This window comes from Geobacillus sp. Sah69 (assembly GCF_001414205.1).
GTDB lineage: Bacteria > Bacillota > Bacilli > Bacillales > Anoxybacillaceae > Geobacillus > Geobacillus stearothermophilus.
Genome location: NZ_LLKS01000002.1, coordinates 1 through 12,826, shown reverse-complemented (window position 1 = coordinate 12,826; position 12,826 = coordinate 1). Strand labels below are relative to the sequence as shown.

Annotated in this window: 8 protein-coding genes and 2 pseudogenes; 4 read left to right on the top strand and 6 right to left on the bottom strand. The window is 54.3% G+C overall.

The window, feature by feature from the left end; all coding sequences use genetic code 11:
* Positions 1-488 (top strand): UPF0236 family transposase-like protein (locus AP057_RS00180; RefSeq protein WP_200910049.1); only part of this gene is annotated, 488 nt, incomplete at its 5' end.
* A gap of 438 nt (positions 489-926) precedes the next feature.
* Here the strand turns inward: AP057_RS00180 and AP057_RS00175 are convergent.
* The 5 genes and pseudogenes from AP057_RS00175 to AP057_RS00155 form a co-directional block, all read right to left on the bottom strand.
* Positions 927-1,310: pseudogene (locus AP057_RS00175) on the bottom strand (DUF4351 domain-containing protein); the annotation flags it as partial.
* A 49-nt stretch (positions 1,311-1,359) separates the two neighbouring features.
* Positions 1,360-2,580 carry a TIGR02679 family protein gene (locus tag AP057_RS00170; RefSeq protein WP_055357771.1) on the bottom strand — a complete coding sequence of 407 codons (1,221 nt, stop codon included), beginning with the start codon at positions 2,578-2,580 and terminating at the stop codon, positions 1,360-1,362.
* A complete protein-coding gene (locus AP057_RS00165; protein WP_055357770.1) occupies positions 2,577-6,698 on the bottom strand; it encodes a TIGR02680 family protein in 4,122 nt (1,373 codons plus the stop codon). Before AP057_RS00165 ends, AP057_RS00170 begins: the two co-directional genes overlap by 4 nt.
* On the bottom strand, positions 6,658-7,854 hold the full coding sequence (locus AP057_RS00160; RefSeq protein ID WP_049624943.1) for a TIGR02678 family protein: 1,197 nt from the start codon (positions 7,852-7,854) through the stop codon (positions 6,658-6,660). The genes AP057_RS00165 and AP057_RS00160 overlap by 41 nt, the downstream gene beginning before the upstream one ends.
* Before the next feature lie 2 nt (positions 7,855-7,856).
* Positions 7,857-9,347, bottom strand: coding sequence for a TIGR02677 family protein (locus AP057_RS00155; RefSeq protein WP_033016653.1), 1,491 nt, complete (start codon positions 9,345-9,347; stop codon positions 7,857-7,859).
* A gap of 144 nt (positions 9,348-9,491) precedes the next feature.
* Between AP057_RS00155 and AP057_RS00150 the strand changes: the two genes are divergently transcribed.
* From AP057_RS00150 to AP057_RS15800, 3 genes and pseudogenes are all read left to right on the top strand, one after another.
* A complete protein-coding gene (locus AP057_RS00150) occupies positions 9,492-10,139 on the top strand; it encodes a coiled-coil protein (protein WP_033016654.1) in 648 nt (215 codons plus the stop codon).
* Between the two features lie 435 nt (positions 10,140-10,574).
* Complete coding sequence (locus AP057_RS00145) at positions 10,575-11,204, top strand: ABC transporter permease (RefSeq protein WP_033016655.1); 630 nt, start codon at positions 10,575-10,577, stop codon at positions 11,202-11,204.
* Positions 11,205-11,372: 168 nt separating this feature from the next.
* Positions 11,373-12,342 (top strand): annotated as a pseudogene (locus AP057_RS15800) (IS630-like element ISBs2 family transposase); the annotation flags it as partial.
* 79 nt (positions 12,343-12,421) lie between these two features.
* Here the strand turns inward: AP057_RS15800 and AP057_RS00130 are convergent.
* A partial coding sequence (locus tag AP057_RS00130; protein ID WP_147863238.1) for a transposase occupies positions 12,422-12,826 on the bottom strand: 405 nt, incomplete at its 5' end.

Below are 12,826 nucleotides of genomic sequence, written 5' to 3'. Positions count from 1 at the left end.
TGGGGGAGCTGAACRGGGCGGTCGGAACGTTGGAGGACGAAGCGAAAGRGAAGCAGATGGCTGCCATGATCCGTCGGATCGAGTCGATGCCGGGATGCATCCGGGACTATCGGGRGTGGCTGTCGGAGCAAGGGGTGGAGACGACCGGCATGCGTCCGATGGGCCACGCCGAGAGCGTGATGAGCCGGTTTGCGCATCGGGTGAAATCCCGCCGCAGCTGGAAAGACCAAGGGCTTCGGGCGTTTCTGAGGGCGATGGCAGCCCGAATCGACGGGATTTGGCGGAGAAATGGGCAGTTGGTGGAGGAAGAAGAGACCCGAACGGCAGCCTCGGCCTCGACGAAGTCCAAGCGGGTTGAACAGGCCAAACGGAAGGCAGGACGGTTGTGGGCAGATGTGGTGCGTCAGAATCTACCGTGTCTGCAGCGGTCATCCGGGACGCCGATCCATCAAGCGTTGTCGGCGCTTCGGGATTTTGGTTGGGTGTAAAAAAATGGAATACAATATCATCACTTCAAGATGAGGGATGAGAGTCCGAAAGCGCTTACGATATCAATTCCTGAAAATGGTTCGCTAACTAGTGATTGACAACACCCGTAGTGAACCGAAAAAATGTTCTCCACAAAGTCTTGACTGACTCCTATGTTGACTTAATCGAAACGATCAGCCGATTATACCACAGCGATAATCTCAGGGGAACTATGACTTCCTTCGGGGTCAAGACTGTACACAGTCGATTATACCACAGCGATAATCTCAGGGGAACTATGACCGTCGTCATTGATAAGCCTTTAGATGAACATTATACCACAGCGATAATCTCAGGGGAACTATGACAAACGCATAAAACCATTGTCGTCGATCCCCCGGGGTTTTGGCACGATTGGAGGTCGACGACAATGTGGGGCTTGACGGCGAAGGACCATCTCACCCCTTCATCCTTTCAATCTTCTCCATCGGCAGTCCGGTCGGTTCGTGGATCGTGTCGACATCGTATCCTTTCGCCAGCATTCTCTTCACCACGTCGAGCTTCCCTTCCTCGATCCCTTCTTGGCGTCCTTGCTTCATCCCTTGCTTTAACCCCTGTTCGATTCCTTGTTGGATTCCCTTTTCCATCCCCCGCTGTTCGTATGAGACGATGAGCTCCATCACACGCTTTGCTTCCTTCGTTTCCATTTGGCTCCCCTCGTGTCGCCGTTTTGCTTCCTCCTCTTCAGATCGCCGCAAATACGTCTCGAAAAAACCGAACAACAGCCGCTGTTTCGCTTCATCCAATTCGAGACGGACGAGCATGCGCAAAAATTCCTTTTGGAGAAGGAGACCCGATCGCTCCGGGCTCCTTCTCTGGCTCGTGGATGGACTACCCGTTGATATCCTCTGTCAGCCTCCCGATAATTGCCTCTTGATACCCCGCTTTTTTCGTTTCCGCCATCTCCTCTTTCAGCGGCTGCAGCGGCGTCGACGTTACGGATGCGAGCTTGGCGAGGCGCTCGGGGGTGAGGTCGACGACAGGGTTGGCGGCCCTATAATCCTCGACGGAAAAGCGCCAAAGGGTGACGGCCTGTCCATACCGCTCCTGCAGCCGCTCTGCCATGGCCAATCCTTCTGGGTCGAAGTCGCCGGAGTAATACAGCTTGGCGCCTGAAGAGGCGAGAAGATCGAGCAGCTTCATCGTCGCCACGTTCATTTGCCCGTTCGTGCTGACAAGCGGGGCGCGGGTGTCAAGCAGCGTCGAAAAGACGCCCGCGTTTTCGACAATGTACACCGTCCCCCCATGGGCAGGGCGGGCGCGGACAAGCGACAGCACATCTCTAAGCGGCATGTTCAGCGCTGTGTTCGCCTCCCAGGCAGCGGAGAAAACAGGATGCGGTCCGTCCTTGGTTTCAGCAAGAATGTTGGCGCATGTGACAAAGTTCAGGATATCCTCACGGAGCAAGCCGACGGACTGGAGCAACTCGTTGACGCTCTCTACAGATGCCATGTCCCAATCCCCGGGCACGGTCGCTTGCAACGCCGAAAGCAACAATCTCCCCGGTAGCGTGGACAAATCGAACGCATGCGGGTCGCCCGCCACTTGCTGGGCAAAGAGCGGGAGGCGCATGTATGACGGGAGCGGGAGGCGGCCCAAAGCCGCGCTGACAAGGCGGATGGCCTCCTCCAGGCTGCGGCGGTCGGTTTCGTACGCCGTTTGGACGAAGCGCTGAGGGCGGACCGACTCAACCCAATGATGCTCCTCGGTCAGACGCGCAAAAAAACGATCCCGTTCCTCTTCCTCCGCCTGGCGCCGTTCTTTGTTTGAGACAAGCGGGGCGCCGAAGTACTGTTCAAGCAGCTCGACAAGCCCAACGCCCGCAAACCTCGTCTGTCCGAGCTGTTTTTCAAACGCGATAAGGGAGACGCGGGAGACGTCTTTGCCGAAAAAGGCGGCCACCGCCTCCCGCTCTTCATCGGTGAACGCCTCTAAAGACACCGCGCCGCCGACGCGGCCGAGCGACTCGTACTTGTGCTTCATCTCGATAAACAGACGGCGGAAGCCCGGTTCAGAGCGGAAAAAGGCAGCCGCCTCCTTGGCCGTGCTCACGTTTCGATCATCTCCCATTCTTTGTCATCGACCATGAGCTGTTTGACGCGCCCGTTCCAACGGTAATGAATGACGGTCACAAACGACGCATTGCGCGGACGGACGAGTTCGCAAATGGACAACGCGGGCACGGTGTCGTAGTCGCCCCAAAGCGCCTGCGAGTTCATGATGTAGTTAAAGCCGAGCTGTTCGACAAGTCCGAACAGGTTGCGGATGTTGTTTTCATCGACGCCGGCGAACGCCTCGTCGAGCGAAATGATGTACGGGGCATCATCGCCCGCTTCTTGGTAGCGCGAATACGCCGCGGCGAAAAGGGGAATGTACATCGCCATCGCCTTTTCCCCACCGCTGAATTGGTAAAAGCGGTGGTTCGTCAGCTCGCGTTTCGGCTCGTTTGTTTTTTCATAGTACAAAGTGAAGGAAAACCATTTCTGATAGTCGAGCACTTCTTTAATGATTTGATGGAGCGTGCTGCCTTGGCCGCGCTCTTCAAGCAATTCGCGGGCGCGGGCGATTTTCGAGCGGAAATGGTTCGTCACTCGCTGTAAATCTTCCTCTCTAAGCAGCCGCGGATCAAGCCGCAACAGGCGCACCAATTCTTTCGTATCGAGCTCCGCTTCCGTCTCCGCCGTTTTTGGCTTCCATTGAATGGACAGCACAAGCCCTGATGATGTGTCGAGGCCGCCCATCAGTTTATTCATCTCATTCACCCACCGTTCGGCGCGCTGGATGCGGCTGCGCAAAATGCGGCCGACTGATTTTAAGATGACGTCCTCATACAGCTCGCGGTCTTGTTCTTTCATATACTCGTGCTGCAAGACGATGTCGCGCTCCACTTCCGCCAGCACCGCAAACGGCGTGGCGCGCTCGCCTTTGTAGTCGAGGTAAATGACGTGCCGTTCTTGTTTCTCCCGCCAGTCCGCGGCTTTCATGGCCATCTCATCGTCTGGGGCAGCGGCGGTCCATTCGGGCTTCGTTTGTTCTTCCAGCGGCTCGAAGGACGCCCGGTATTCGGTCAAGTTGGACGACTCTTGGAAAAAGACGGTGTTCAGCCGCGCCAGAAGCGAGGAACGCGTCTCTTTTAACACTGCTTCGTACCGTTGTTTCGCTTCTTTCGCCTGCTCTAGGAGGGAGCGGGAACGATCAAGATCCACAAGCCCAAGCGCCGCTTCACGGGCAAACGACTTTTCCCACATCGCGGCGAGCTCGCGGGCGAACGCTTCCCGCTGCGCCCCTTTTTCCCGCTCTTCGACTAAGCGCATGAGCCGCTGTTCCGTCCGCGCCCGTTCGTTGACAAGGCGCGGAATTTCTTGGCGCAAAAACGCCAATCGTTCTTGAATGCGGGCGATTTCGGCGCGAATGTCATCCGCCCCCATTTGCGCGAGCGTCCGTTCCATCTCCGCGATTCGCAAGGCGAGCCGCTCGGTTTCATCCCGAAGCCGATTTCGTTCGCCTTTCGCTTCGTCGATCTCCGTTTCCAGCGCCGCGAGCCGCTCGCGCTGTTGGGCGATCATCGCCTCGGTATGGCGCGTTTCGCGGTAAAGCACTTCGAGTTCGTGCACATGGCGGACGTACGATTTCATGGCGAGCTGGGCTTGTTCACAGCCGTCTAAAGTAAAGGCCAAATCGAGCTCGGCCGACTCGTCGTGGAGCTGTTGTTTGATTTGTTTCCATTCGCGCGCCAAGAGAGCGGCTTTTTCTTCTTGCCGCTTCCATTCCCGTTCTTTGCTTTCGGCTTGGCGGCGCGCTTCTTGCGCTTCGTCAAACGCGGTGCGCACATCGCGGTCCGATGGGAAGGACGCCAACCAGTCGGCGAGCGCTTGGATGGCCGCTTCCACCGCCTGATGCGCCCCGCGCAGACGGTCGATCTCTTGCCCCACAGCGGCGATCTCGGCTTCCAGCGCCGCGATGTTCTCAAGCCGCCACCGTTCGCGCGCCGCACGGCCAATGAACATCGCCTTCGATCCCCGCGGTGCATGGCCGTGGACAAGGCCGAGCGAATAGCGCCCCGTTTCATCGATCGTCATGCCGCCTTCTTGGTCGGCATCGGTGATGACGATGCTTCGGAGCACTTCGTCAATCCGCTCCATTGACACAGGGGCATTGGCATCTGGGCGCAAATAATCAGCAAGCGTGTGCGCCATATGGACCGGTTTCGGAATGAGCACACGGTCGCAGGCGACGTCGATCTCGCGAGCAGTAATGAGGGCGTCAAGCAGCCCCGCGTGTGAAAGCGCCGATTCGATTCGCTCGCGCACATCGTCAGGCACATCGTCGACAAATTCGACCGCGGCATAAAGCGGGACAAACGGAATGCCTTTCTCCTCCAACGCCAACCGGGCGGCAGTGGTTTGTTCATCCCGTTCAGGCTCGGGGTCGCGTTGTTCCCGCCATTGACGCAGTTCGGCCTCGCGCTCTGCCCGTTTTTCTTCCAACATACGGATGTCATGCTCGAGCCGCCATTTCTCATCCTTTTTCTTGCCGACGGCATCGTAATACGCTTGCACGAATGGGCGCTTCAAATCATCGAGCGAATACTGTTCATAGAGGGCGCCCATTTGTTGCAAAAACGCCTGAATGTCCGTTTCGGAAACGTCGATTCCTCCCTGCTCGACCCAGGCAAGCACGGCTTGTTCAAACCGCTCTTTCTCCTCTTCGAACAGCTCTTCCCATTTCCATTGCTGGTGGCGCCATTCGTCCATTTCCCGCCGCCTTTCGCCCGCTTCGCTGCTCGCTTCTTCATAGCGTCGTTTCACCTCGTCATGCCTGCGCCAAAGACGCGCCAACTCCTCGAGCTGCTCGATATGGCGGTCGGCTTCCTGTTTCCACGCGGCAAACGAAAACTCTTGTTGCTTTTGGCGATGGCGGTGAAAATCGTCTTCGTTCGTTTCATGCAAGGAAAAGGATCCTTCGTCGGCATCCATACGCAGCTGCTCCAGCTCGTCTTCAAGCTTCCGCTCAAGGTCATCCAGCCGCGCTTCCGCTTCATCGAGGCGGCGGCGGTGCTGACGTTCCTGTCGTTCTTTTTCCGCAATCGTCTGCTCGTGCCGCTCCCGCCGTTCCTCTAGGCGCTGCCGTTCGGCTTTCAGCTGTTCATACTTTTCCGCCTGCTGGAACACTTCATGGCCAGCCAAGTCGATTTCGCGCGCTCGCAGCACGTCTTCTTCGCGGCCGAGGCGGGTGATGGACTCCTCAAGCTCATCAAGCGCCTTTCGCGTCTTTTCTTCTTCATCGTGAAGGCGTTGTTGCTCGGCGGCGAGCTGTTCGGCCTGCTTGACCGCTTTTACGTATTCTGCCGCCTTTTCGGCGATCATATATTCGTTGTACAGGCGGTATTGATCGCAAAGGCGCTTCAACGCCCGTTCGTCGCGTTCGAGCTGCTCAAGCTGCTGCTTGGCTTGGTCCATGTTTTCAATCGTTTCGGATAAATGGCGGAGCTCGTCATCGGTCAACGGAGGCAGCGAGCTTTCCAAAATCTCATAAATCACCGTCGGCTTAAAGTCTTTCGACAGCTTCGGGCTGCGCAGTTGAATGAGCAGTTCGATCAATTCTTGAAACGCCTCGAGCGATTCAAAGCGAAACACATGCTTATTGACGAGCTCCATATACTCTTTTTGCGTCTCGACGACCGTCCCGCCCGCACCGAGCAATGCGGCGAGCTCGCGTTTCGTCAGCGGGATTTTTTCACCTGTTTTTTCTTGTTTATACAACTGAAGGTCATAGCCGATGCGGCGGTTGTCGAACATGACAAACCCCCAAAAGTCGAGGCTTTTTTGCCGCTTTGCCCGCAGGCCGATGCCCGTTGTGACGTATTGGTCGGATGCTTTTCGTTTGTATTCCAAAAACAAATACCCCGTCCGCTCATCGCGATTGACGACGTCTTTTTCCCCAAGCAAGTAGTCTTCCATGCGCCGCGCCCGTGAGCCGAACGGATCGAGGCGATCGGGCGTCTTCTTGCCGTCTAAAAGCACCGGGATCAAGCTTTGCATCGTCACCGACTTGCCCGCCCCGTTGCTTCCCCGCAACAGCAGCTTGCCGTCAGCGAAATGAAAATACTGCTCGTCGTAATACCAAAAATTAATCAGCCCCGCACGATGAAGCACCCATGGATTCGCCATGTTCTCCTCCCTCTTTCGCGTCAAAATCATCTGGATACCGTCCCGACACCCGCCCGAGGAGGGGGTAAAGGACGATCATTCCGGTGTCGTGCTCCACATCGGCCATGCGCCATTCGTTGAGCGCCGCAAGCACTTCGCGGACAAGCTCGGCAGCCGACATGTCGCGGTACGTTTTCCCCCACCCCGCCCCGTAACGGCGGCGGCAATCGGCAAGCCAGGCGGAAAATTGTTCAGACGTCAACCGGATGCGGCCGTATTCATCCGGTGGATATTCCCCAAGCCGCTCGCGCACCAAGGCGGCAAAATGAAGGATGATCTCCGACGTTCCTTTCTGATCAGGAAATACGGTGTACGGCGCCTGCCGCTCAGGCAACATCAACATGGCGGCGTTTTTGTACAACTCGTACCGAAACGGCGTATGCGCTTCGATGTCATCGCGCAGCCGATGGCGGAAGTTGCGCAAGTAGTAAAAATCTTGCTCGTCCCCTTCTGTCCGATGCACCGCCGGGGATAAAAACAGCTTCCGATACAGGCGATGGCGCCGATAATCTTGCGGCGAGGCTTTCCACTCCTCGGCGAGCAATTCGTCGATCGATTCATATTGCAACAAATCTTTCGGATGCGTACGCATAAAATAGCGGGCGAGCACCGGCACTTCGTACAGCGCTTCTTCCTCCACATGCTGGGCGAACGCTTCAATCTCCCCATCCATCCGGCGGACAAGACCGATTTGTTCCGCCGTTTTCAACACGCGGATGAGCGCGCGCCGATGCGCGTAGTTCGTCCAATCGACTGGTAGATCCCCCGGGTACATGGCGCGAATTTCTTCGCATACGTCAGAAAGCAAAAACTTGTCCTCCACCGCCTTGCCTTCCAAATACGCCATCAAGCAGCAAAACAGCGCATAATCGAGCGGCTCTTGAAACGACTCGATGCCCATCCACGGCTCGGGATCGGCGGGAATTTTCTCGAGCTTGGCGAAATAGCGGTGGACGATGAGTCGATACCCAAACTTCTCCTCCACATACCGTTTCAACACATGTTCACGCTCGCGGACGAGCTGGTACAAATCCGGCTCTTGGTCGCGAATGATCCAAAACTGCTCAAACAGCGCGGCGAGCGCTTCTTTCGCCTTGTCGTCAAACGCCGTTTCCATCCTCACTCACCTCCCGAAAGCACATGAATTTCGTAGTTCGGCATCACGAGTTCCCCATCTTCTGCGCGAAGGCAAATCGTCCCCTCTTTGTTCACCACTTTGACCACCCACCCGTTTTCCGTCTTCATTGCTTGCCCCTCGCGCCCCATCGCCTTGGCGATCCAACCGAGCAGCGTTTTTCGTACATATGGAGTCACCTCGGGAAGGTCAGCCAGCACGATTTTTCCATCGGTCACAAGCTGTCTGAGCGCCGCTTCCTCGCGCTCTTTTTCTTCCAAATAGCGAAGGCGCGCTTCTTCTTTCTCCCGTTCTTTGTCTTCAATCGCCTGCGGCTTTTTCTTTTCCCCGTAATGGCGGACGCGCGGCTTCGTCACCCACTCGGCTGGCGGCTCGTCCCATACGTCGCGGTATATGTTGTCAGTCGCCTCCGCATCAGCGACGAGATGTTTCGTATGGAAGCAGCCGAATACGACCGCTGACAGGCAGTGCGCCTCTTCAATCGATTCAAGGCGGGAAAACCAGCGCGCCAAATGCAAGTAGTCGCCTTTGCGGCTGCGAAAATGATGATGCCGCTCGCCAAGCCGCTGCACGACGCGCGTCAGACGGCGAATCGCCTCATTTGTCTGGTATTGCAAAAACGAAAGCTCGCTCTCGCGCCCGTTGCGGCCTAAAAACCATTCACACAAGCTGCGCCACGTCTCCCATTTTTCTTCAATCTGCACAGCGCGCGGCGGCGGCGCATCGGCAAAGCGCGGGATCGACCGCTCATAGTCGACGACATGCCCGATGAACTGCCGAACCCCTTCTTCCGGCAGATCTTCAAGCAATTGTTCAATCTGCATCGACGTTTTTTGCAAGGCGACGATAAAATCGCGCAAGTACGCCGTAAACTGCTCTTTATAGACGAGAAACGACTCAGACGTCATCCGCTCTTCCACGTTTTCGCTATGTAAATAGGCCATATAGTCTGCGGAATTTTGGATGATTTTCTTGAAATAATCGAACGTCTCTTCCCATACTTGGTACATTTCATCTCTCTGTTCCTGAAACCCGGAGGCGATGATCGCCTCGATGCGGGAAAGGGAAGCATACAAGCGGTCAAACCGCGTTTTCTCAAGCGATCCTCCGAACGAATCCCCAAGCTGCTCAAGCGTGCGGATCATCCGCTCGATCTCCACCGTGTACGGGCTGCATTGGTAGCGGAATCGCTTTTTCTTAAACTCTTCAATCGTCCGCACGTGGGACGTCTCTTGACGGGCGATCAAGTTGTTCCATTTCACGAGCTGGTCGAGGTCTTGCTGCAAGTCATCTTCTGTGTAATCGGCAAACTCCTCGTGCTGCTTTAAAAAAGCGTACACTTCTTCTGGAAACAAATATTGGCGCATCCGCTCGTGCTGAATGTAGAAATAGCGCAAAATCGCACGGTAGCGGTGCGCGTTTTCGGTCGATAAATATTTGGTTTCGACAATGGGTTTGAGCCATGTGGCATCCATCTCCGTCCACCTTCGCTTCGATTTTTTCCTATGTTTATTGTAACGATTCTTTCCGCTCTTTTTCTAGCAAAAACCGTTTTCCTATTTTTTCTCGCCATCGGCGCGCGTTTTTTGTAAAATAGAGGGGAAAAGGAGGTGAAACGAATGGAAGCGTTGCTGCGGGAAATTTTGCATGAAGTGAAAGCGACGCGCACGGCGGTCGAGTCGCTCGAGCAGCGGGTTGGCGCCTTGGAGGGGCAAGTGGCCCAGCTCAATGAACGAACAGGTGCTCTTGAAGCTCAAATGACCAAGCTGAATGAGCGCACGAGCGTTCTCGAACGCCAGGTCGCACAGCTTAACGAACGAACAAGCGCCCTTGAGCAGCAGTTCACTCAGTTGAATGAGCGGACAAGCAACCTTGAGCACCAAGTTGCTCATCTCAACGAACGCATGGGCACTGTCGAACATCAAGTCGCCCAACTCAACGAACGCATAGGCACTGTCGAACATCAAGTCGCTCAACTGAACGAGCAGACGACCACGCTTGCGCAACAAATCGACTTGCTGGATGAGCGCACGAATGAAACGAAGGCGATCGTTGAAGCGCTCCGCCATGGGCAAAAAGTGCTGACCGCCAAATACGAGGCGATGGCGCACGACCTTCACCATATGAAAGGCGACCTCACCCATATCACATCCATCCTCGAAGACAAAGTGCTGCCTGCCCTCGCCGAACATGAAGCGGGACTGCACGTCTTGAACGCCCGCGTTTTCAAAACGGAAAGCACCCTTCATCGCCTTGTTCATGCCTAATGCGTTCCCCATAAAAAACGTTCCACACGGATTCCTTTTTCACCCGGCAGCCGTGGGCTGCCGTTTTTTTTGTTCACGTGTTGATCCGTTCGTCTTCGCCATGGAGCCTGCCAACCTTTCGATCAACGGCGCGGGGGAATGCATAGCCAGCATGTTGATGGATAAACGGCGGGCTTATTCGAACATCTCGAATTCGGATCATTCTGAAGGATTCGCCAGCATTCCGGAGCATTTTTTAGGATCAAGGAGGAGAGGGCCATCATCACCGCGAGAGCAGGCGAGAGGCAAACATATCGGCTGATACCAAATTTGCCATTTGTACCCAAATTGCGGTATCCTTTGTTTGTGACGCTTTTTCATCCCCTCCGCGTCTTGTTGCCGCCTTTTTTCATCCCCCTTTATTTGTATGACAACAGCCGAAAAAGGAGGGGTACAATGGAATTATTGCAAACGTTGATCGAACGAAAGAATGATATTTGGATCGCCTTTCAAGAGCATGTGCTCTTATCCGCTATCGCCATGGGCATTGCGATCGTCATCGCCGTGCCGCTTGGCGTCGTATTGACGCGGTATCGCAAACTCGCCGAGCCGATCATCGGCGTGGCCGCCATCATTCAGACGATTCCGAGCCTGGCCTTGCTTGGATTTATGCTTCCGATTTTCGGCATCGGCAAACTGCCGGCGATCATCGCGTTGACGCTGTACGCCTTGCTTCCGATTTTGCGCAACACGTACACTGGGATTCTCGGCGTCGACCCGGCGCTGGTGGACGCTGGCCGAGGGATGGGGATGACATCGCGGCAAATTTTATGGATGGTCGAGCTTCCTCTCTCGCTTCCCGTCATTATGGCTGGCGTGCGCACGGCGACGGTGCTGACGATCGGCGTCGCCGCCTTAGCGACGTTTATCGGCGCCGGCGGGCTTGGTGACTTGATCGACCGCGGCTTGCGCATCGCCGATAAAAACTTGATTTTAGCCGGGGCCATTCCTGCGGCGATCTTAGCGATTGCCTTTGACTGGCTGCTGCGCAAAGTGGAAAAGAAAGTGGCGCCAAAAGGGCTGTAGCTGTAATCAGCCCTTTGGCGCCACCCCAACAAGAATTCGAACACCACTCTCCCCTGCTTACTCGCCCCGGAGCGGGCGAGAATATTTATATATATAAATTGAAATAAAGGTTTTCTCCCGTTCCACGGCGAATAAATAAAAGAGAAAATAGGGGAACGGAGAGAAAATATGATGCCAAATCACAAAGACGAGATCGAAAAGTTGTCCACTGCCATGAAAGAAGCAAAAAGTAAACGAGCATATGAACGCTACCAAGCGATTTATCTTCATTTGCAGGGATATACCAAAGGAGAAATCGCAACGATTATTGGTCGATCCAAGAAAACTATTTATAACTATATTCATGCCTACGCCCAGCGCGGTCTTGATGGACTGGAGATGAAATACTCACCTGGCGCCCCACGTCGATTGACCCCTGAGCAGGAAAAAGAGCTGGCTTTGATCATTGAACATCAGCTCCCCGTAGATGTGGGATTCGAAGCAAAATATAATTGGACGCTTGCGATAATCGCTGAACTCATTCAACAAAAGTGGGGGCCAACATACACGCTTCGCGGAACAAGTGACATTCTGCATCGGTTAGGGCTAAGCTATACGAAACCGACCTATACACTAGCCAATGCCGATGAAGAGAAACAAAAAGAATTCGTCGAAATCACCTTCCCTGAAGTAAAAAAAACTGGTAGATGGGAACATCGCCCATGTCCTCTTTCAAGATGAGTCGATGATTCGTGATTACCAAGCGATTCAAAAAACATGGTTTGTCAAAGGAAAACAACGAATCATTCCGACGTTTGGAAAACATCAAGGGCTGAAGCTGATTGGCACGTTGAACTACGAAACAGGGGAAGTGTTTTGCATCGAAGAAGAACGCTATGACGCGGAAACATTTCTTCGATTTCTTCAACTTGTGTTAGAACGCTATCCCACAGGCAAAATAGTGATGATTTTAGATAACGCTCGAATTCACCATGCCAAACTCATTCAGCCATTTTTAAAAGAACACGAAGATCGGTTAGAGCTCGTCTTTTTGCCACCATACAGTCCGCAATTGAACTTGATTGAAGGGCTATGGAAATGGCTGAAATCAGACGTGATTTACAACGTGTTCTATTCGAGTGTGCAAGAAATAGAAAGAATGTCCGTAACTATTCACCCCAGTGCTAGTGTATAAAAAAGCCCAGCACAAATAGGGCATTTCGGTCATAGAAAATGCCCTAGGTAGCGGAAAGAACTCGATCGATCGTTTCGCCTGCCAACAGAAGACATAACGAATCCCACACGTTTTTTTCGTGTTTCGTCAGTGTGGAAACGATGCTTCTTGCGATGCAAAACGACTGCGCGAATGTTTCTTCGCGAAACGTACCCGAAATGTTCTCTTTGACTTTGACCATGCGAAGATCGCGTTCGGCTTGGTTGTTRTCAAAGGGAACATGTACTTCACGTAAGAAACGCAGCGCTTCTTCCTTTCGTTTTTGAAGGCGTCGAACAAAAGCGAGTGCTTTTTTCGGAAGAGGCGTCATCGTTTCTAATCGGTGTTGTGCTCTTTCTAGGATGCGATCATACACTCGTTCCCACCGTCTCGCTTCTTCTTCGGAAAGTGCACCGTGATGGGCTTCGAC